At 48.1% G+C, this 21,170-nt stretch carries 21 protein-coding genes; 18 read left to right on the top strand and 3 right to left on the bottom strand.

The window, feature by feature from the left end:
* Nucleotides 1-95 precede the first annotated feature (95 nt).
* The 7 genes from fabZ to H7R39_RS03790 all read left to right on the top strand — a co-directional run bounded on the left by fabZ (nt 96) and on the right by H7R39_RS03790 (nt 8,140).
* A complete protein-coding gene (gene fabZ / locus H7R39_RS03820; protein WP_122863228.1) occupies nt 96-542 on the top strand; it encodes a 3-hydroxyacyl-ACP dehydratase FabZ in 447 nt (148 codons plus the stop codon).
* A 10-nt stretch (nt 543-552) separates the two neighbouring features.
* Nucleotides 553-1,341, top strand: a complete 789-nt coding sequence (gene lpxA, locus H7R39_RS03815) for an acyl-ACP--UDP-N-acetylglucosamine O-acyltransferase (protein ID WP_185898029.1) — start codon at nt 553-555, stop codon at nt 1,339-1,341.
* Complete coding sequence (gene clpX / locus H7R39_RS03810) at nt 1,341-2,573, top strand: ATP-dependent Clp protease ATP-binding subunit ClpX (protein ID WP_185898028.1); 1,233 nt, start codon at nt 1,341-1,343, stop codon at nt 2,571-2,573. Before lpxA ends, clpX begins: the two co-directional genes overlap by 1 nt.
* 8 nt (nt 2,574-2,581) lie before the next feature.
* The gene (locus tag H7R39_RS03805) at nt 2,582-3,619 is read left to right on the top strand and encodes a rod shape-determining protein (protein ID WP_185898027.1); all 1,038 of its coding nucleotides are present in this window, start codon (nt 2,582-2,584) and stop codon (nt 3,617-3,619) included.
* Nucleotides 3,609-4,364, top strand: coding sequence for a rod shape-determining protein MreC (gene mreC / locus H7R39_RS03800; RefSeq protein WP_185898026.1), 756 nt, complete (start codon nt 3,609-3,611; stop codon nt 4,362-4,364). The genes H7R39_RS03805 and mreC overlap by 11 nt, the downstream gene beginning before the upstream one ends.
* Complete coding sequence (carB, locus tag H7R39_RS03795; RefSeq protein ID WP_185898025.1) at nt 4,364-7,657, top strand: carbamoyl-phosphate synthase large subunit; 3,294 nt, start codon at nt 4,364-4,366, stop codon at nt 7,655-7,657. Before mreC ends, carB begins: the two co-directional genes overlap by 1 nt.
* Before the next feature lie 234 nt (nt 7,658-7,891).
* Nucleotides 7,892-8,140, top strand: a complete 249-nt coding sequence (locus tag H7R39_RS03790) for a hypothetical protein (RefSeq protein WP_185898024.1) — start codon at nt 7,892-7,894, stop codon at nt 8,138-8,140.
* A 462-nt stretch (nt 8,141-8,602) separates the two neighbouring features.
* Here the strand turns inward: H7R39_RS03790 and H7R39_RS03785 are convergent, their stop codons facing one another.
* A complete protein-coding gene (locus H7R39_RS03785; RefSeq protein ID WP_185898023.1) occupies nt 8,603-9,262 on the bottom strand; it encodes a hypothetical protein in 660 nt (219 codons plus the stop codon).
* A gap of 149 nt (nt 9,263-9,411) precedes the next feature.
* Between H7R39_RS03785 and H7R39_RS03780 the strand changes: the two genes are divergently transcribed.
* Together H7R39_RS03780 and H7R39_RS03775 are read left to right on the top strand one after the other, a co-directional pair.
* Nucleotides 9,412-10,329, top strand: a complete 918-nt coding sequence (locus tag H7R39_RS03780; protein ID WP_185898022.1) for a DMT family transporter — start codon at nt 9,412-9,414, stop codon at nt 10,327-10,329.
* The gene (locus H7R39_RS03775; RefSeq protein ID WP_185898021.1) at nt 10,326-10,748 is read left to right on the top strand and encodes a Sua5/YciO/YrdC/YwlC family protein; all 423 of its coding nucleotides are present in this window, start codon (nt 10,326-10,328) and stop codon (nt 10,746-10,748) included. The genes H7R39_RS03780 and H7R39_RS03775 overlap by 4 nt, the downstream gene beginning before the upstream one ends.
* A 16-nt stretch (nt 10,749-10,764) precedes the next feature.
* Here the strand turns inward: H7R39_RS03775 and H7R39_RS03770 are convergent, their stop codons facing one another.
* Entirely contained in the window at nt 10,765-11,427 is a 663-nt protein-coding gene (locus tag H7R39_RS03770) for a tRNA threonylcarbamoyladenosine dehydratase (protein WP_185898020.1), read from the bottom strand.
* Nucleotides 11,424-12,206, bottom strand: a complete 783-nt coding sequence (gene surE / locus H7R39_RS03765; RefSeq protein WP_185898019.1) for a 5'/3'-nucleotidase SurE — start codon at nt 12,204-12,206, stop codon at nt 11,424-11,426. The genes H7R39_RS03770 and surE overlap by 4 nt, the downstream gene beginning before the upstream one ends.
* A gap of 392 nt (nt 12,207-12,598) precedes the next feature.
* Here surE and nrfH point away from each other — a divergent pair, with 392 nt between their 5' ends.
* From nrfH to H7R39_RS03720, 9 genes are all read left to right on the top strand, one after another.
* Nucleotides 12,599-13,111, top strand: a complete 513-nt coding sequence (gene nrfH, locus H7R39_RS03760) for a cytochrome c nitrite reductase small subunit (RefSeq protein ID WP_002950715.1) — start codon at nt 12,599-12,601, stop codon at nt 13,109-13,111.
* 21 nt (nt 13,112-13,132) lie between these two features.
* A complete protein-coding gene (locus H7R39_RS03755) occupies nt 13,133-14,842 on the top strand; it encodes an ammonia-forming cytochrome c nitrite reductase subunit c552 (protein WP_002950717.1) in 1,710 nt (569 codons plus the stop codon).
* A 152-nt stretch (nt 14,843-14,994) separates the two neighbouring features.
* Nucleotides 14,995-15,441, top strand: coding sequence for a lysozyme inhibitor LprI family protein (locus H7R39_RS03750; protein ID WP_185898018.1), 447 nt, complete (start codon nt 14,995-14,997; stop codon nt 15,439-15,441).
* Nucleotides 15,438-16,472 (top strand): lipid-A-disaccharide synthase, encoded by a 1,035-nt coding sequence (gene lpxB / locus H7R39_RS03745; RefSeq protein WP_185898017.1) that lies wholly within the window; start codon nt 15,438-15,440, stop codon nt 16,470-16,472. The genes H7R39_RS03750 and lpxB overlap by 4 nt, the downstream gene beginning before the upstream one ends.
* 3 nt (nt 16,473-16,475) lie before the next feature.
* Nucleotides 16,476-16,958 carry a transcription elongation factor GreA gene (gene greA / locus H7R39_RS03740; RefSeq protein WP_122868651.1) on the top strand — a complete coding sequence of 161 codons (483 nt, stop codon included), beginning with the start codon at nt 16,476-16,478 and terminating at the stop codon, nt 16,956-16,958.
* Nucleotides 16,959-16,963: 5 nt separating this feature from the next.
* Nucleotides 16,964-17,122: a hypothetical protein gene (locus H7R39_RS03735; protein ID WP_185898016.1), complete on the top strand. Its 159-nt coding sequence runs from the start codon at nt 16,964-16,966 to the stop codon at nt 17,120-17,122.
* Nucleotides 17,115-17,855, top strand: a complete 741-nt coding sequence (locus tag H7R39_RS03730; RefSeq protein ID WP_185898015.1) for a UDP-2,3-diacylglucosamine diphosphatase — start codon at nt 17,115-17,117, stop codon at nt 17,853-17,855. The genes H7R39_RS03735 and H7R39_RS03730 overlap by 8 nt, the downstream gene beginning before the upstream one ends.
* Nucleotide 17,856: 1 nt before the next feature.
* Nucleotides 17,857-18,798, top strand: a complete 942-nt coding sequence (locus H7R39_RS03725; protein ID WP_185898014.1) for a chemotaxis protein — start codon at nt 17,857-17,859, stop codon at nt 18,796-18,798.
* 10 nt (nt 18,799-18,808) lie between these two features.
* Nucleotides 18,809-21,169, top strand: coding sequence for a hybrid sensor histidine kinase/response regulator (locus H7R39_RS03720; protein ID WP_185898013.1), 2,361 nt, complete (start codon nt 18,809-18,811; stop codon nt 21,167-21,169).
* The last annotated feature ends 1 nt before the right edge of the window (nt 21,170 follow it).

The raw sequence follows: 21,170 nt of genomic DNA, 5'->3' as shown, positions 1-21,170 counted from the left end.
TTTATCCGCTAAATTTTGCCCCGGCCGAATCAATAATCTTTTTCTTAGCAAAATTTGGCTAAAATCGGCTTTAAATTTTACTCACAAGGTTTAAAGTGATCGACATCGTTGAAATCCAAAAAATACTCCCGCATAGGTATCCGTTCCTGCTTATCGACCGAGTGACCGAGCTAGAGCCCGCTAAACATATCGTCGCGTATAAAAACGTAACGATCGGCGAGCCCGTGTTCCAGGGGCACTTCCCGGGTCATCCGATATATCCTGGCGTGATGATCATCGAGGGCATGGCGCAGGCCGGCGGCGTGCTCGCGTTTAAGAGCATGAGCGACGAGCATCAAGCGGGCATCGAAAATAAAGTCGTTTATTTTATGAGCATCGACGGAGCGAAATTTCGCCATCCGATACGCCCAGGCGACAGGCTCGAGTACCGCCTCGAGGTGCTAAAGCACAAAGGTAACATCTGGGTACTAAAAGGCGAAGCCTATGTGGACGGCACGCTAGCGTGCGAAGCCGAGCTAAAAGCAATGATCGTAGATAAATAAGCGAGCCAAAATGAGAAATATCCATCCGCAAGCCGTCGTCGAAGACGGCGCAAAGATCGGCGAGGACGTAACGATCGAGGCCTATGCCTACGTCAGCAAAGACGCCGTGCTAGGCGACGGCGTACTCGTAAAGCAAGGCGCTAGGATCGTGGGCGACACGCATATCGGCGAGGGCGGTAAAATTTACAGCTACGCCATCGTGGGCGACATCCCGCAGGACGTGAGCTACCGCGCCGAGAAAAACACCGGCGTTCGTATCGGCAAAAACGCCACGATCCGCGAGTTTTGCACGATAAACTCGGGCACGCACAAAGGCGACGGGATCACGCGTATCGGCGATAACGCATTTATCATGGCCTACTGCCACGTCGCGCACGACTGTATCATAGGAAACAGCGTCATCCTAGCAAACAACGCGACTCTAGCCGGTCACGTGGAGCTTGGAGACTACAGCGTCGTGGGCGGAATGACGCCTATACATCAGTTCGTGAGAGTCGGCGAGAGCTGCATGATCGCTGGTGCTAGCGCGCTATCTCAGGACGTCGTGCCGTTTTGCCTGGCTGAAGGCAACCGAGCCTACATCAGAAGCTTAAATTTGGTCGGTATCAGGCGCAGGTTCGACAAAGACACGGTCGAAGAGATAAACAGAGCGTATAAATTTTTATTTAGAAAAAGCGGGGATCTAAAGGCCGCGGCTAGCGAGCTTTTAGAGAGAGCACAGATAGAACAGGTGCGAAACATGTGTGAATTTATACTAAGCACCAAGCGCGGTATCCCATTAGCAAAAGGAAGAGAATAATGGCGAGAAAATGTAATTTTTGCGGCGAGGTAGAGTCTGCCGAGAGGAGACTGCTGGCCGATATAAACGGGACTGCGTTTATATGCGAACACTGCATCACTGCCGCTTACAAGGTGCTTTACGGCGAGGAGAGCCGCGAGCAAGAAAAAGAAGAGCGAACTAGAGACTATCAAAATTTGACGCCAAAAGAGCTAAAGGCGGTGCTAGATAACTACGTCATCGGTCAAGATAAGGCCAAAAAGGTCTTTAGCGTCGGCGTTTACAACCACTACAAAAGAATTTTTAGAAAAGGCGAGATCGAGGACGATACGGAGATCTCAAAATCAAATATCTTACTAGTCGGCCCTACCGGTAGCGGCAAGACGCTGATGGCGCAGACTCTGGCTAAATTTCTAGACGTACCTATCGCTATCTGCGACGCTACGAGCCTAACGGAAGCGGGCTACGTTGGCGAAGACGTGGAAAATATCCTGACTCGTCTTTTGCAGGCCGCGGACGGCGATGTAAAGCGCGCCGAGCAGGGCATAGTTTTCGTCGATGAGATAGATAAGATCGCCAGAATGAGCGAAAATCGCTCAATCACTCGCGACGTGAGCGGCGAGGGCGTGCAGCAGGCGCTTTTAAAAATCATCGAGGGTAGCCTCGTAAATATCCCTCCAAAAGGCGGCAGAAAGCATCCTAATCAGGAATTTATCCAGATAGATACTTCAAACATCCTATTTGTTTGCGGGGGCGCGTTTGACGGACTAGCCGACATCATAGAGCGCAGGATCGGTAAAAACGTGCTGGGCTTTGGTCAAGATAAACGCTCAAAAGACGACAAGGAAAATTTGCTAGACGCGCTTGAGAGCGACGATTTGGTGCATTTTGGACTAATCCCGGAGCTAATCGGCAGGCTTCACGTAGTCGCCACGCTAAATAAAATTACCGAGGACGATATGGTGAGAATTTTAACCGAGCCTAAAAATGCGATACTAAAGCAATACCAAAAGCTTTTCGCGATAGATAGGGCAAATTTAAAATTTGACGACGAAGCCCTAAAAGAGGTCGCAAAACTAGCTATCGAGCGAAAAACGGGAGCCAGGGGGCTACGAAGCATAATGGAAGAGGTGATGACCGATATAATGTACGAACTGCCGGAGCTTGCGGGCTACGACGTAGTAATCACCAAAGAGGTCGTGAACGGCAAAGAAAAGCCGATTTTTGTAAAAAACAATAAAATAAGCGCATAAGGATACAGATGATTTTAGACCAGTTAATAGGATTTTTTTCGAGCGATATGGGTATCGACCTAGGCACGGCAAACACGCTAGTTTTGGTAAAAGATAAAGGTATCATCATAAACGAACCGTCGGTCGTCGCGGTACAGCGCGAAAAATACGGCAAGCAAAAAATATTAGCCGTCGGCCACGAAGCAAAAGAGATGGTTGGTAAAACTCCCGGCGATATCGAAGCAATCCGCCCGATGAGAGACGGCGTTATTGCGGATTTTGACATGACGGAAAAGATGATCCGCTATTTCATCGAAAAAACTCACCGCAGAAAGAGCTTCCTGCGCCCTCGTATCATCATCTCAGTACCTTACGGCCTAACTCAAGTCGAGCGAAAAGCCGTACGCGAGAGCGCTCTAAGCGCCGGAGCTAGAGAGGTGTTTTTGATTGAGGAGCCTATGGCTGCGGCTATCGGAGCAAATTTACCTGTGCGCGAACCGCAAGGAAACTTAGTCGTCGATATCGGCGGCGGAACGACTGAGATCGGCGTAGTGTCCCTAGGCGGTCTAGTTATCAGCAAGTCTATCCGTACCGCGGGCGATAAAATCGACATGAGCATCGTAAACTACATAAAAGAAAAATACAATCTCCTAATCGGCGAGCGAGCGGGCGAGGATATCAAAATCTCCGTCGGCTCGGCGATTCAGTTACCTGAGGAGCTTAGCATCGTAGTAAAAGGTCGCGACCAAATCAGCGGCCTACTAAGCCGCGTGGAGCTAACGAGCGAGGATGTGCGCGAGGCTATGCGCGAACCTCTAAAAGAGATCGCAGACGCCTTAAAAACCGTGCTTGAGATGATGCCGCCCGATCTTGCAGGAGATATCGTGGAAAACGGTATCGTACTAACCGGAGGCGGCGCGCTGATCCGCGGTATCGACAAATATCTAAGCGATATCGTCAAGCTTCCTGTTTTTGTCGCGGACGAGCCGTTGCTAGCCGTGGCCACAGGTACGGGCAAAGCGCTTGAGGAGATTAAATTCCTGCAACAACTCGTAAATGAAGAGTAAGATTTTATTTGTCGCTCTCATCGGCGCGCTGATACTATTCTCGCTGGATAAGGGCGCGCTCATCTCGGGATACGTCGTAAATTTAAACAACCGCATAGTAGCCGCCTACGACGACGCGGTCAAATTTGTAAAAGACGGCGTAAACGAGCATTTTAGGCAACGCGAGGAGATAAAGCAGCTTCGCGCTCAAAACGCCGAACTGGAAAAATCGGCGGCTTTGCTTTCAAGCTTCGCAAAGGAGCTAAACGAAATTTTGGTCGATAAAAACTCGACCGCTTACGAGCCTAGAGTGCAGCTCGTGCGCGCCCTTAGCTACGTAAATATAAGCGACTATGACAAGGTCTGGCTGGATAAATTCGGCGGCTACGACGAGTCTAAAATTTACGGACTCATTTACCAAGGCAAGAGCGCTGGTATCGTCGTGAGCAAGGACGGAAATCCAATGGCCTTGCTACAAAACGATCCAAAAAGTATATTCGCCGTTTCAATCGGCGAGGAAAAGATCCCGGGCATAGCGCACGGGAGCAAAGACGGAATAACGGTGAAATTTATCCCCCAGTGGCTCAGCCCAAAGGAGGGCGACGAGGTCGTCACGAGCGGGCTTGACGGGATATTTTTCAGCGGGATTTCAGTGGGCAAGGTCACGGGCGTGATCCAGGAGAGCCTATATAAAAGTGCGGCCGTAAAGCCTTACGTAAGCATAACCATCCCCTCATATCTATACGTCGTAACAAAGGAAAAATAATGCCAAAAAGAACCGACATCAACACCGTTTTACTCATCGGCAGCGGCCCTATCGTCATCGGGCAAGCGTGCGAATTCGACTACAGCGGCACGCAAGCTGCTAAGACGCTAAAGCAGCTGGGTTGCCGCGTCGTACTCATTAACTCAAACCCGGCCACCATCATGACCGATCCGGATTTCGCCGATGCGACCTACGTCGAGCCGATAACCAAAGAGAGCATCAAGCGCATAATAGATAAGGAAAAAGTCGATGCCATACTGCCTACGATGGGCGGTCAGGTCGCGTTAAACGTCGCGATGCAGCTATACGAAGCGGACATGCTGGGCGGCGTCAAATTTCTAGGTGCGAACCCGCAAGCGATCAAAAAGGGCGAGGATAGGCAGGAGTTTAAAAAGGCGATGCAAAAGATCGGCATGGATCTACCGCAAAGCCAGTACGCCTACGACATGGACGAGGCGCTAGCCGCAGCCGCAAACATAGGCTTCCCGCTCATCATCCGCGCTAGCTACACGCTAGGCGGCGCAGGCAGCGGCGTAGCGTATAATATCGACGAATTTAAAGAACTAGCCCAAACCGGCCTGGACGCTAGTCCGATACATGAAATTTTGGTCGAAGAGAGCTTGCTAGGCTGGAAAGAGTACGAGATGGAGGTCATCCGCGACCGCAACGACAACTGCATCATCGTCTGCTCTATCGAAAATTTTGATCCTATGGGCGTGCATACGGGCGACAGCATCACGGTTGCGCCGGCTCTTACGCTAACTGATAAAGAGTATCAGGCTATGCGCGACGCGAGTTTTAAAATTTTACGCGAGATCGGCGTGGATACGGGCGGCAGCAACGTGCAGTTTGCTATAAATCCAAAAACCGGCCGCATGATCGTGATCGAGATGAACCCGCGCGTGAGCCGTAGCTCCGCACTTGCCTCAAAGGCCACGGGCTACCCGATCGCCAAGGTCGCGACACTGCTAGCGGTGGGCTTTAGTCTGGATGAAATCAAAAACGATATCACGGGTACGCCTGCTAGCTTTGAGCCCGTCATCGACTACATCGTGACTAAGATCCCGCGCTTTACGTTTGAGAAATTCCCGGGCGCAAACCCGTATCTAGGCACCGCAATGAAGAGCGTGGGCGAGGTGATGGCGATCGGCAGGACGTTTAAGGAAAGTATCCAAAAGGCGCTTTGCTCGATGGAAAAGGATTATTACGGATTTAACTTCGTAAATTTGGAGAAAAATGTGCTTGTTTACGGCCTTAGAAACGCGAATGAAAGCCGCATTTTATACGTCGCGCAGGCGTTTCGCGACGGCCTTAGCGTCGCTGAAGTGCACGAGATGAGCAAGATCGATCCGTGGTTTTTGGATCAAATTTGGCAGATAGTTAAATTTGAAGAGCGTATCGACATGGATATCCTAAACGACGAGCCGCTACTTCGCGAAGCTAAAACGATGGGCTTTTCGGACAAGATGATCGCGCATCTGATAAATTTAAAAGACAACCTCGACCTCGGTCAAAACGATATTTATTTTGCGCGCGAGAAAATGGGTATAAACCTCGAGTATAACGAAGTAGATACCTGCGCTGGCGAGTTTAAGGCGCTCACGCCTTATCTTTACTCGACGACGAATATCACGAAGCTACCGCATCTTTCGTCAAATTTCGCGGAGCCGAATTTAAACGCAAATTCGGCGCAAAAAGAGAAAAAAGTGATGATCATCGGCGGCGGCCCAAACCGCATAGGTCAGGGCATAGAGTTTGACTACTGCTGCGTGCACGCTAGCTACGCTCTGCGCGATATGGGCATCAAAACCATAATGTACAACTGCAACCCCGAAACCGTCAGCACCGACTATGATACGAGCGATATTTTGTACTTTGAGCCGATTGATTTTGAGCACGTTAGAGCCGTGATCGAGCACGAGAACCCGGACGGCGTGATCGTGCATTTTGGCGGTCAGACTCCGCTAAAATTTGCTAAACGCTTAAGCATAGCGGGTGCAAAAATCATTGGCACCAGCGCGCGCACGATCGACGTCGCCGAGGATCGCAAAAAATTTAGCGAATTTATCTCAAAAATCGGCGTCAAACAGCCGCGAAACGACACTGCGACAAGCGAAAAAGAGGCGCTAGAAAAGGCCGCGGCTATCGGCTATCCGGTGCTCGTGCGTCCTAGCTACGTACTAGGCGGCCGCGCGATGAGACGAGTGCACGATGGCGAGGAACTGCGCCTATACATGAGCGAGGCGGTCAAGGTCAGCAACCACTCGCCAGTACTAATCGATAAATTTTTACAAGACGCCGTAGAGCTCGACGTAGACGCGATCAGCGACGGCAAGGACGTCTATATCGGCGCCGTGATGCAGCACATCGAGGAGGCGGGCATCCACAGCGGCGACAGCGCATGCATACTGCCTCCGCTAAATTTGACCGCGCAGATGATCGAAAAGGTAGAAAACCAAACCCGCGACATCGCGCTAAATTTGGGCGTCGTGGGGCTAATGAATATCCAGTTTGCCATCTACGAGAACGAGCTTTTCATGATCGAGGTAAATCCGCGCGCTAGCCGCACCGTGCCGTTTGTTAGCAAGGCGACGGGCGTGCCGATGGCGAAGGTCGCTACGCGCGTGATGTGGCAGCGCGATTTGCGCGAGGCGCTTAAATTTTACGACAACTACGGCGCGGTTTACGAGGAGCGCGGCATACTCAAGCCTCGCGTGAAAAATCACGTCTGCGTCAAAGAAGCCGTATTTCCGTTTAACAAGCTCTCTGGCGCGGATCTAATCCTGGGCCCTGAGATGAAAAGCACGGGCGAGGTCATGGGCATATCAAGTGATTTTGCAAAGAGCTTTGCAAAAAGCCAGATCGCTGCGAGCAACTCGCTACCTACTAGCGGCCTAGTCTTTTTGACGCTAGCCGATGCGGACAAAAAATACGCCGCAAATTTGGCGCGCGAGCTAATAAGCCTCGGCTTTAAAATCATCGCCACGGGCGGAACGTATAAAATTTTAAATGACGCAGGCGTAGAGAGCGAGTTCGTCTATAAGATCAGCGAAGGTCGCCCAAACGTCGAGGATAAGCTCAAAAACGGCGACATCGCGCTTGTCATCAACACTAGCGATAGCAAGTCAAACAGCGAGGACGGCAAGAAAATCAGACAAAACATCATGCGGTTTAAGATCCCGTATTTCACGACGATGTCGGCGGCTCTAGCGGCGGCTAAATCGCTAAAAAGCGTGCAAGACGGCAGCGCGCTGGAAGTAAGAAGCCTGCAGGAGTATCTGGGCGGGAAGTGAGGTTAAGAAACTAAAACCGTAAATTCGGACGTCAAATTTAGCGTCGGCGAACTTAGCCGACAAATTTGACGTTCGTAAATTCGGCTAAATTTAGAGGTTAAATTTACATTCTAAATTTGGCCGAGCGCTACCATAGACTCTGAAATTTTAAAATCCTACCGCATGGCGCACGGAATTTAAAAACTATTTAGATTCCCGCTTGCGCCGTTTGCGATTAAAATATAAAGCAAGAAAATGATAAGACTAAAAGCAAGATTAAGATTGGTCGCAGGGAGGCTTAAAATCGCCTTTTTCGTTAGCTTGGGCGCTTATGCTTTGGCTGCTTTGAGCCTATTTGCCATACCCGAAGATATCTTGTCCGCTCACGCGATTTTTAGAGACTTTACGGCGTTTATGGCGGGCTTTTACCCAGCTATAGACGTAGCGCGAACCAAAACAACCTTTGGCGACGTAGCGGCGTTTCATCTTAGTTATTTATGCTAGTTTGTTTGGTGCTTGCGGGGCTCAGCGGCGTGGTTAGCGGCATTACCGGTAGACTCAAGGGGAACAAAAGCAACGCCCAAGCGCTTTCGCAAGATATTATTTTATTTGCGCTTATCGTATGCTTTTTAGTCTTTGGCGGGCCACTTGGTGATCTTTTCTCCGGCTATAGGATATGGCACACTTATCGCCTGGCGCGAGAGTTTACGATGCAGATAAGATTTGAGCTATTTTTTTACTATGATATGATCGGCTTTGGTATTGCGAATTTTTGCGTGATGATGTCGACGTATCTTATTATGCAGATTTGTAGGCAACTATGGGCGTTCATTTTGCTTAGGGCTCGCCAAACGGCTACGTTTTTCGGGCGTCGCTAGGCTAGGCGGTAAAGTTTGCTTGAAACGAAGTCAAATTTGACCGCTTTAATGCGTGAAATGCTAAATTTAAACGGCTAAAACCATAAATTTAAGCCGCGCGGCGTATTTGATTTAGTTTTATTCTGATAAAATTTGCTTGTAGCAGTGCTTCTTCCTTATCGGGCGAGTTTGCGAGCCGCTCTAGCGCCTCTTTGGCAAGTTTTTCGGACTCGCTTAAATCATTTTTTGCGCTCAAATCATCTAGCAGCTTTGCGTTTGCTTTCGCCGCGCTCAGGCATAAAAAATCAAAACATACGCAAAATGCGAGTAAAATCTGTGCGCACGGGACGTAAATGCTAAAAATATCCCTTGAAATTATCGCCGTAATAAGCCCGCAAAGTAGCTCCAAAAGCGCCAAGCGAAAGGAAAAAACGTAAAAATATCGCTCCTCTAGCCTTGCAATCAGCGAAAATCCAAAAAGTAGCGCATCTAAAAACAACCCGGAAGCTGGCCCGCCGAAAACATTTGCCGAGGCGCTCCAAGTAAAATCAAAAATCAAATTTTGCGAAATCAGCGCGATATAAAGCGATAAAATGAACGCGGGCGCGAACATGGCGAGGCTAAATTTAGGGTCTTGCAAGCAAAGACGCACGGCAAATTTGATAAAAGCGTAAAATTTCGCCAAAACCCCGAAAGCAAAGTATCTGACGGCCGATAAAAATAGCACGCAAGCGCAGAAAAATACAACCATAAAAGTCGTTTCGCTCAAATTTTCTCCCTTTTTGTTTTTAAATTTTAGAGTTTTCGTCGTTTAATTTTGCTTAATCAAATTTAGCTTCGCCCCGCCAGCCCTCGCCCAAATTTAACCCCAGCTTAAGCATAAGCTTATATACTTTGGCTTTAAATTTAAGGCGGCAAATGAGATCTCAGAGCGAATTTTTTGGCGTTTTCATCACGCTTCTTGGCGGCGTATTATGGGGCTTTAGCGGCGTTTGCGGACAGTATCTGTTCACGCAAAAGGGCGTTAGCGCCGACTGGCTCGTGCCTTATCGCCTGAGCCTTGCGGGGCTCGCGATGGTAGCGTATTACGTCGCTCGCTCGCCGCGCCTAGCCTTTGCGCCGCTAAAAGATCGCGCGCTTTTGCCCCAGCTGCTCATCTATGCCGTATTTGGGCTCATGATGACGCAGTATGCGTATTTTTACAGTATCGAGCTCTCAAATGCCGCCGTCGCGACCGTGATCCAGTACTCCGCGCCCGCGCTCATCCTCGCCGTCGTTTGCTTTTTGGAGCGACGCGCGCCTAAAAAGGTCGAGCTCATCGCGCTTATCTTGGCGGTGCTGGGCGTCATGCTGCTCGCCACTCACGGCGATCTGGGTTCGCTCGTTATCAGCGCGGAGGCGCTGGTTTGGTGCCTGATTAGCGCGCTTGGCGTCGTGATTTACAGCCTCATCCCAGCGAAGCTAAATCAAAAATACCCCGTCCCGTTAAATTTAGGCTGGGGTATGGTCATCGGCGGCGGCGCGCTCGCGCTTTATACGCGGGTTTGGCAGCTAGGCGGCGTGAGCGATGCGGACGGCTTTGCGGCGCTTGCCGCGGTGGTGATTTTAGGCACGATATGCGCGTTTAGCTTTTACATGACGGGACTAAAGATAATAGGCGCGAGCAGGGCGAGCATGATCGCGTGCATCGAGCCGGTGAGCGCGGCAGCGTTTGCCTATTTTTGGTTGGGGACGGAGTTCGTGTTTCTTGATGTTGCGGGCTTTACGCTCATCATCTCGTGCATATTTTTGCTGGCCAAAGATAGGAAAAAAGGCGTAAATTTGGAGGAGAGATGATCTATTTGGCGCAGACGGATACGACGGCGGGATTTTTGAGTAAGGATTTTCGCGAGATAAACGCGCTCAAACGCCGAGCAGCGGACAAACCCTGCCTCATAACGACGGCAAAGCTTAGTGAGCTAAAAAATCTTGCTCGCGTGCCCGCTAAATTTAAAAATTTAGTGCGCCGCGCGAGGAAAACGACGTTTTTATATCCGAACGCCAAGGCTGTGCGCGTCGTAAAAGAGTGCGCTCACGAGGAGTTTTTACGTAAATTTGACTGGCTCTACTCTAGCAGCGCAAATCTAAACGGGCAAAACTTCGACGAAGAGTGGGCGAAAGCTGCGGCGGACGAGGTCGTGGATCAAAATTTCAGCCAAAACGCAAGCTCGAAAATATATAAAATTTCAAAAACGCGCCTAAAACGACTGAGGTAGTTTGTCTAGACCGCGTCTAGCCGTTAATAATTTTCTTTACCGCTAAAGCCGCTAAATTTAACCCAAAACACGCCGTTACGCCCATGAAGCTACCCAGTTTTACGCACCTTGGCAGCTCGGTCGAAAACACGACGTCAAATTTACCTTTAAAGCCCGCTTTTTTAAGCTCGGTGCGTATTTTTTTAGCAAACGGATCGTTGCAGGTCTGCCAGACGGAGGCGACCTTGATCTGCGTCGGGTCTATGCGCTTTGCGCCGCCCATGGAGCTAATTAGCTTTTCGTGCGTTTTTAGCGCGAGCGCGATCTTGGCGGGTACGTCGTCGATAGCGTCGATAACCAGATCAAAGGGCGAGAAATCAAAATTTGCGATAAATTCGGGCGTCATCCGCTCTTGCAGCGCCGTTACGCACTCGTATCTTGCGGCAAATTCGCCGACTTTAACCGCGCCGACCGCTTCGCTGTAAATTTGACGGTTTTGATTGGTTATATCAAAAGTATCCTTGTCGATGACGGTGATTTTGCCTACGCCCGCACGAGCCAGCGCGTCCGCGCAGATGCCGCCCACGCCGCCCACGCCGCAGATTAGGACGTTTGCGTTTTGAAGCTTTTTAAAATCATCGCCGAACAGCCAGCGAGACCTCGTAAATCGGTCGGTTTGATCTAAAATTTCTTCGCTCAAATTTGATCCTTTAGCGCGGTTTTTAGGCTCTGCAAGCTCGCGTGCGCCGTCATATCGAGCATAATCGGAGTGATCGAGGCGAAACTCTCGCTAAGTACGCTGATATCGGACTCGCCGTTTTGCTCGTAGTCTAAATTTGACGGCTGTCCGAGCCAGTAGTACTCGACGCCGCGCGGGTTGCGGTGAAGCATCGCGTGCGTGGCGTAGCTGCGTTTGCCAGCAGGCACAACGCGGTAGCCTCTAAATTCGCGGGGCGAGACGGCGGGGATATTTACGTTTAAAAACTGGCGCGGCGGCAGCGCTATCTCGCCGTTTAGCACTCGAGAAACGATAAATTTAACGACATCTTCGGCGAGTGAAAAGCCCGTTTTTTCGATACCGTCGCTCTTATAAAATTGCGAAAACGCGATGCTTGGAATCCCTTGCAAAACGCCCTCCATAGCCGCTCCGCACGTGCCCGAGTAGGTGATGTCTTCGCCGACGTTGGCGCCGTGGTTTATGCCGCTTACGACTAGGTCGGGCAGCTTTTTATAAAGCGCGTGAAGCGCGAGATAGACGCAATCAGCGGGCGTAGCGTCGTCGAGTTTGTAAAAATCGTCGTCAAGCTTGATAAAACGAAGTGGTCTAGTAAGCGTAAGAGAGTGAGCGCAAGCTGATTTTTCTGTACTCGGCGCGACGATCGTAACGCGCGTATCTGGTAACTCCCTTAGTGCGCTAGCTAAAGCGTGCAAGCCGCTAGCCTCGAATCCGTCGTCGTTTGTGATTAAAATTTCTTTCAAATTTATTCCTTTTTATCACGATTAGCTCAAATTTGACGAGCCCATAGCTTTCAAATTTTTAAAGAAAAGATTTTAGCACAGCTTTTATTATTTAAATTTAAAGTTTTAGGCTATGTTGGATATTGTTTACTTTATATTTTAGTTTTTAAATTTTATTCAAATTTAAGATAGTAAATATACTATAGTATATAACGCCGAAATAGATTGAAATCAATCATAATAAATTGATAACAACTACTGTTATATTTACGCAGTATAAAAATAAGCTTTAGATTTAATTTTAATTATATTAGGAAAATAAATGAGAATTTAAGCGAACTAATAATAAAATACCGACCGATAAATAAAGTTAAGTTTTATTTAAATTTACAAAGGAGGTTAGAAAGCCGATTATGGAAAACGCAAAGAAAAAAGCGTCTAAATGGGTCATAGCTTTGCTGGCGGTTATTGGGCTTACTGGCGGATTTGGGATTTTTACGTTCTTTTTCGCTAATGGTCCTCAGCACCTTACTCGCGATCCCGAAGCCTGTATAAACTGTCACGTCATGAACCAAGTCTATGAAGGCTGGTCTAAGGGCGGACATCAACACGTTACGACATGTATAGATTGTCACATGCCTAAAGAATTCGTAAGCAAATGGCTGGCGAAAGCTAAATACGGCTTCTTGCACGGTTATGCGTTTACTTTCTTGGATAATCCCGTATCGTTTACCGCAAGCGATGAGCAAAAGGAAATCATACAAAACAATTGTATAGAGTGCCATAAGGATTATGCTAGAAATTCAGTCGATCCAAGAGCTATAGGCGATAGCTTGCCGGGCAAACACGGGCAGTATGCTAATGCCAACGAGCCGTTAAAATGCGTATCTTGTCACAGACAAGCCGGACACGCACATAACTTTTAAAACAATTCCAGGAGGAGAATAATGAAAAATAACAAACTGTTATACGCGGTTACTTTTTTGGTGGCCGTTGCACTCGGTGCGGGCGTACTTGCTCTTTATAACGACATAGCTCATAAAAAAGAGGAGTCAAAAGCTTACCCGCTAATGCTAAACAAAGTTAGCGAAACGGAGCCGTCTTTTGAAAAATGGGGTAAAAATTTCCCGTCTCATCTTGACGACTTCAAAAAAATGGAGCATAAAAGCGACGAAAATCCAAACGGAAGCGAGCTAATAGAGACTCCTTTCGGCGGTTCTTTCCCTTATAGTAAAATTATCCGCTGGCCTGCGGCTACGGTATTTTGGAACGGGTATGTATTCGGCGTGGATTACAGTAAGCCTAGAACCCACTTCTATAATCAAATAGACCAAATCGAGACGAAAAGAAACGATAAGGAATATATGAATGCTCACGGCTTGCCTGCGTTTAAGGGTCAAAAAGGTACCTGTGTAAACTGTCACACTGGACACCTTACGGCTATGATGTTAGATACGGACTACAAGCAACTAAGCGAAAATCCGACCGCCGCCGCAACTAAGCCTATGCCGTTTTTCGACGTAAAAGAAAATGGCGCGAAGATGAAGCAAGCTTGGACGAAGATGAACTCTATGCCTTATAAAGAGGTTATGGATATGGTAGCTAGCAAACACGGAAAAGACTCTCACGGCGGTTCGCATATGGGTATGGCTTGCGCCGACTGCCACCACCCTGATGACATGAGCTTAAGAATAACTAGACCTGCTATGGTAAATGCTATGGTTGAGCGAGGCTACGAGGCCGACGCTAAACAAGGCATAAAGGCAACTAGACAAGAGATGAGAACTATGGTGTGCATGCAGTGCCACGTAGAATACTACTTTAATGCGGATTCGACTCCTGTTTTCCCTTGGAGCAAATGGAAAAAAGGCGAGCCGTTTAAAATCGAGAATTTCGACCAATACTACGACGAGCAGCTAGCTAAAGAGGATGGATTTAAATCCGACTATATTCATAAAGATACAGGCGCTAAAATTATCAAAATGCAGCACCCTGAGTCTGAGCTATTCTCGACTAGCGTTCACGCCAGAAGCGGTGTAACGTGCGCAGACTGCCACCTTCCGTATAAGAGAAGCGGATCGGAGAAGATCACGGATCACTTTATGGTAACTCCGTTTAACAACTTAACCGCATCTTGCAAAACTTGCCACCCTCAAAGCGAGCAAGAGTTGAAAGATAGAATTAACTTTATCCAAAATCGCCACGCTTACGAGTTAAGAAACTGTGAAAATGCGTTACTTTCTTTCATCCAAGACGTCAAAGTCGCAAGAGCCGAGCTAGCTAAACACGAGAAGTTTGCTTCGATCGCCGATGAAAAAGAGAGAAAAGAGGCTATCAGCAAAGCTCTTGAAAAAACGCTTCTTTACCACAGAAAAGCTCAAATCCGCTGGGACTTCAGCTTTAGCGAAAACAGCTACGGCTTCCACGGAGACGAAGAGGCGGCTAGAATCCTCGGACAATGTAAAGAGGTTGCTCGCCAAGGACAAATCGAGCTAGTAAACGAGCTTGCTCCTTACGGCATCAGTATCAAGCTAACTCAAGTGGCTACTCCTGTTGCAGCACCTGCTCCTATCGGACACAAATGGCCTATCGGCGCTGTTCCGACAGAGAAGATGAAGCAAACAGACGAGAACGTCAAGAATCTAAATTTTAAATAAAACCCCTAAACCCAAGGCCTGCGGGCTTTGGGTTTTTAAATTTACGCACTTATCCTTCAAATTTTAAAATCCTAATTTACTTATAAATTTAAATTTTATTGTTTATTTAGCCGTTTTAGGCGATAATCTTCATCAAATTTAAAGGAGAAAATATGCTTAAGAAATTTATTTTTGCTGCTCTTGCGGCGAGTTTGGTTTTCGGTGCGCAAGATCTTGCGATCAAAGCAAAACCTGCGTCAAGCATCGAGGAAACTTCGGAAGAGGAATTTGATGAATCGCAAGCGCGTGTAGATGAGTGCATGCAAAAAGATAGCTCGACTGCCGGCATGATTCAGTGCATAGACGCCGAATTTGCTATCCAAGATAAACTCCTAAACCAAAACTACAAAAAAGCCATGAGCGTACTAAACGACGAAAATAAAAAGAAGCTAAAAGATATCCAGCGTAAATGGGTGTCCTATAAAGAGGCCAAATGCCCGTTTGTGCCGCCTATGGGTACGCTTTATGCCGTAACGGCCGCCGATTGTTACCTTCAGATGACTAAGGAGCGCGCAAGAGAGCTTGCAAACTTAGCTGAAGACTTTGAGGGTAATCAGTGAGGCTACTCGTCTCTTGTTTGGAGGCCTCTGCAAATTTGCACTTCGAGCAGGTTTTAGAGCATCTGCCAAAGTGCGAACTAAAGGGTATTTTCGACGAGAAATTCGGCGAGCCTTATATGCGAAGCTCGGAGTTTTCTGCGATGGGCTTCGTGGAGGTTTTGCCGCTTTATTTTAAGGCAAAACGCGCGATAAAAGAGATGACGTGCCTAGCTGCGCAGTGCGACGCCGTGCTACTCATCGACAGCCCAGCCTTTAACCTGCCGCTAGCTAAAGCGATCAAAGAAGCCGGCATCAAAACGCCCTTGACCTACTACATCTTGCCGCAGGTGTGGGCGTGGAAGGCTGGACGCGTGGTGAAGGTTGAGGCGTACTGCGATCATTTGGCTTCGATTTTGCCGTTTGACGGGATGTACTACAACCGTTCGCGCTACGTCGGTCATCCGTTGCTTGACGAGCTGCGAGTGCGAAAAAACGAGCTTTTACAAAGCGGAAAAATCGCTTTTATGCCCGGATCCCGCCGCGCCGAAATTTCGCGGTTGATGCCGATTTTTCGCGAGGTGGCAAGCCAGATAAAAGACAAAGAAAAATTGCTTGTCGTGCCGCCGTTTTTAGCAAACGATATGCAAATTTATGGCGACGTTAGCGGCTTTAGCGTCGTTACGGACGCGCCGCGCGCGCTTTTGCAAAGCGAGTTTGCATTTATCTGCTCGGGCACTGCGACTCTGCAGGCCGCGCTCGTTGGTACGCCGTTTGTGCTAGCCTATAAAGCCAAAGCCATTGACATAATGATCGCGCGGATGTTTGTGAAGCTACGTCACATCGGGCTTGCAAATATAATGTTTGATTTTATGGGCGAAGAGGCGCTACACGAGGAGCTACTACAAGATGAAGTAACGCCGAGCAATCTCATAAAAGCTTACGAGAGCTGCGATAAAGAGAAATTTATCAAAGGCTGCGAGAAACTGCGAAAATACCTAGAACACGGCTCTGCGGCTAGCGTAGCGCAAATTTTAATAACGAACAAAGGATGAAAAATGACCGAACCGATGACGCTTTTTGGATATGAAAAAATTACAAACGAACTAAAAAACCTAAAGACCGTCGAGCGCCCCAATATCGTCGAGGAGATCGACATCGCACGCAGTCACGGCGATCTAAAAGAAAATGCCGAATACCACGCCGCGCGCGAAAAACAGGCGTTTATCGAGAGCCGTATAGCGGAGCTTAGCGACATAGTAAGCCGCGCTAAGGTAATCGACCCCGCAGAATATGAACACGATAAGGTAAAATTCGGCTCCACGGTCGTCATCATGGACGTAGAAACCGAGCTAGAAAAGACCTATACGCTAGTCGGTACGCCCGAGAGCAACCTAGAGCGCGGACTCATCTCGATAAACTCGCCTCTAGCCAAACAGCTAATCGGCAAGAGCGAGGGCGACGAGGTCGCATTAAATTTGCCAAACGGCAGAAGCGACGTCGAGATCGTATCCGTAAGTTACAAACCGATCAAATTTTAGAGCCGATGAGCGCGTTTAAAACTGTTAAATTTATGCACTCGGATGCTAAATTTGAGCCGTCAAATTTAACCATGGCGTTTGCCGAGTTTTTCAAATTCGGCTCGCTAAATTTAAAACTACTAGACGCTAATTCGGCGCTACAAAAAGTAAAATTTGATGCCTGAGCAAATCGTCGTAAAAAGCGGCGCGATCTTTATCGCCGACTCGCACGAAAACGAAAATCGCGAAAATTTATGGCATTTTTTGTGCGCGTTGAAAAGCGGCGAGATAAAGACGCCGCAGCTGTTTTTGATGGGCGATATGTTTGATTTTCTGGCGGGCGAGTGCGAGTTTTTCGTCAAATTTTACGAGCGATACGTCCGCGCGATCGACGAGCTGGGCGAGGAAATGGAAATTTACTATTTCGAAGGAAATCACGATTTTAACCTAGCAAGGCTTTTTAAAAACGTCAAAGCCTATCCTATCGGCGCCCAGCCGGTTAAATTTACCTCTGAGTACGGACAAAGCGTGCTTATCGCGCACGGGGACATATTTTTGCCTTTTGTTGCAAAATACGCTTTGAGATTTTTACGCGTTAAAATTTTTTTAAAAACGATGAATTTTTTCGATAAATTTTTAAATTTTAGGCTCTCGAAACAAATTTTAAATAAGCTTAAACGAAAAATTTTAGATTATAAAATACCGAATTTTAAGAATTTAGCCGAGGCGAAAATGCGCCGATATAACGCATTTTACGAGGCTGATATCATCATCGAGGGGCACTATCACCAAGGCGAACAGTACACGATAGGTAAACAAAAATATATAAATGTTCCATCTTTTGCATGCGAGCAAAGCTATTTTGTAGTAGAATACGGCCAAAATATTAAGTTTGCTCGAAAGAGCGTAAAGGTTTAGAATGCTTAACAACGGCACATTAAAAACCGGTTCAAACGAGATGGAACTTGTTGATTTTCGTATCTTTAAGCAGGCGGGAGACAAGGTATATGAGGGCATATACGGCGTCAACGTCTCCAAGGTGCGCGAGATCATCAAGATGCCGAATTTGACCGAGCTTCCCGGAGTACCCGAGTATATAGAGGGGATTTTTGACCTTCGCGGCGTAGTTATACCCGTGATAAATTTAGCTAAATGGATGCAGATAAACGAGCCTAAAGACTCGGCGATCAAGCCTCGCGTCATCATCGCCGAATTTAGCGAGATTTTGATAGGTTTTATCGTCCACGAGGCAAAACGCATCAGGCGCATAAGCTGGGCGGATATCGAGGCGGCGACTTTTGCCTCAAACGCCGGAACGCTGGATAAAGGTAAGATCACGGGCGTAACCCGCATCGAAAACGACGAAGTTTTGCTAATACTCGATCTTGAAAGCGTCGTCGAAGAGCTTGGCATATATAGCCCGAAAATAGAAGTCGAGATCGATCAAAACAAGCTTTTAAACGGTCTGGCGCTTGTGCTAGACGATAGCTCGACGGCTAGAAAGCTCGTCAAAGATACGCTTGAGAAAATGGGGCTAAAAGTGGTCGAAGCAAAAGACGGCGTAGAGGGGCTTGATAGAATGCAAGATCTTTACGAGATGTACGGCGATAAGCTTGATAGCCATCTAAAGGTGATCTTAAGCGACATCGAGATGCCGCAGATGGACGGATACCGCTTCGCATCGACGATAAAAGACGATCCAAGATATACGGGAATTCCTATTATATTTAACTCTTCTTTGAGCAAAGACTACACCGAAGCTCAAAGCAAAGAGGCCGGAGCCGCCGCGTATCTAACCAAATTTGACGCGACGCTATTTTACAACGAGGTGCTTCGTGTGATCGAAGCGAACAAGAAATAAGGGGGAAATCATGGATGATATGAAAGAAATAATGGAAGACTTCCTAGTTGAAGCCTTCGAACTAGTAGAACAAATAGACCATGACCTCATAGAACTTGAGTCAAATCCCGAAGATTTAGAGCTTTTAAATAGAATTTTCCGAGTCGCTCATACGGTTAAAGGATCGTCTAGCTTTTTAAATTTTGACATCCTTACTAGACTCACCCACCACATGGAGGACGTACTAAACAAAGCCCGCCGCGGCGAGCTAAAGATAACTCCCGATATCATGGACGTGGTGCTAGAGTCTGTGGATATGATGAAGGGGCTGCTACACGGCATCAGAGATAGCGGCAACGATACGGACGTAGGTATCGAGATAGAAGATATCTGCAAAAGACTAACCGCGATATCCGAAGGCGAAGCCCCGAGCGCTGCCGCTAGCGAGCCTGCTCCTGCAGCGCCTGAGCCTGTAGCGCAGATGCCGATAGAGCCTGAGCCTGAACCCGTTAGCGATGAAAATTTATCAAATTTAAGCGACGACGAGGTCGAGGCCGAGATAGAAAGGCTACTAAAAGTAAGAAAGGCCGAGGATCAAGCAAGACGCGCTCAAAAGGCAGCCGGAGGCGAAATGCCAAAACCTGCCGCACCGGCTGCGCCGCAAGCTCCTGCGCCCTCAAATTCTGCGCCGGCTCCAAAACCCGCTCCCGCAAAACCTGCCGATAAAAAAGAGGATAAAAAAGTACCCGCTCCATCAAGCGGAGCTAACGCGGACGAGCAGACTATACGCGTCGAGGTTAAGCGCCTAGATCACCTGATGAACCTGATCGGCGAGCTGGTTCTGGGCAAAAACAGATTACTCAAAATTTACGACGACGTCGAGGAGAGGTACGAGGGCGAGAAATTCCTTGAGGAGCTAAACCAAGTAGTATCTAGCCTAAGCCTAGTGACTACCGACATCCAGCTAGCCGTTATGAAAACGAGGATGCTACCTATCGCGAAGGTGTTTAATAAATTTCCTCGCATGATCCGCGATCTAAGCCGCGAGCTAAATAAGCAAATCGACCTTGAGATCACGGGCGAGGAGACGGAGCTTGATAAATCTATCGTCGAGCAAATCGGCGATCCGCTTGTACACATGATAAGAAACTCGTGCGACCACGGTATCGAAGACGGCGCAACCAGACTAGCCGCCGGCAAACCGGAAAAAGGCACCATCCAGCTAAAAGCCTATAACGAAGGCAACCATATCGTAGTCGAGATCACCGACGACGGTAAGGGGCTAGATGCCGATATGCTAAAATCTAGATCAATAGAAAAAGGTATCATCACCGAGCGCGAAGCCGACGCGATGAGCGATAAAGAGGCGTTCGGACTTATATTTAAACCTGGATTTTCGACTGCGGCGAAGGTAACCAACGTAAGCGGCCGCGGCGTGGGAATGGACGTCGTAAAAACCAACATCGAAAAGCTAAACGGTATAATCGACATCGAAAGCGAAGTGGGCAAGGGCACGACGATGAAGCTAAAGATCCCGCTCACGCTAGCTATCATTCAGTCGCTTTTAGTCGGAGCTCAGGAGGAATTTTTCGCTATCCCTCTAGCAAGCGTCTTAGAGACCGTGCGCGTACCGATCGACGATATCTATACGATCGACGGCAAAAACGTGCTCAGACTACGCGACGAAGTGCTATCGCTAGTTAAGCTCTCAGATATCTTCGGCGTCAAGCAGGTCTTTGACGGCGGAGATCAGACCTATGTGGTCGTTATCGGCGTAGCAGAGGCAAAACTCGGCATCATCGTAGATAGCCTCGTAGGACAAGAAGAGATCGTTATAAAATCAATGGGCGATTATCTCCAAAACATCCCGGGAATCGCAGGCGCCACGATAAGAGGCGACGGCCGGGTAACTCTAATCATCGATGTAGGCATGATGATGGAGATGGCAAAAGATATAAAAGTAGACATAAAAGCCAGTATGGAAGCCTCAAAGAGCGTCAAAGAAAAACCGAGCGATTATAAGGTGTTAATCGTCGACGACTCGAAGATGGATAGAACGATCATGCAAAAATCGCTCGCGCCTCTTGGCGTAACCGTGATAGAGGCTACTAACGGCGTCGAGGCTTTAGCTATCGTAAAATCGGGCGAACATGCGCTTGATGCGATGCTAATTGATATCGAGATGCCGAGAATGGACGGCTATACGCTGGCGGCTGAGATCAGAAAGTATTCAAAATATAGAAATTTGCCGCTCATAGCGGTAACTTCAAGGACGTCAAAGACCGATAGGCTAAGGGGCGTGGAGGTAGGAATGACCGAGTACATCACCAAGCCGTATTCGTCGGATTACCTTGAAAACGTAGTTAGAAAAAATATCAAACTAATAGGATAGA

The sequence above is a fragment of the Campylobacter massiliensis genome, from assembly GCF_014253065.1.
GTDB classification, from domain to species: Bacteria; Campylobacterota; Campylobacteria; order Campylobacterales; family Campylobacteraceae; genus Campylobacter_A; species Campylobacter_A massiliensis.
Note: the sequence above shows the minus strand (reverse complement) of the source record. Positions and strands in the feature narration are given on the sequence as shown.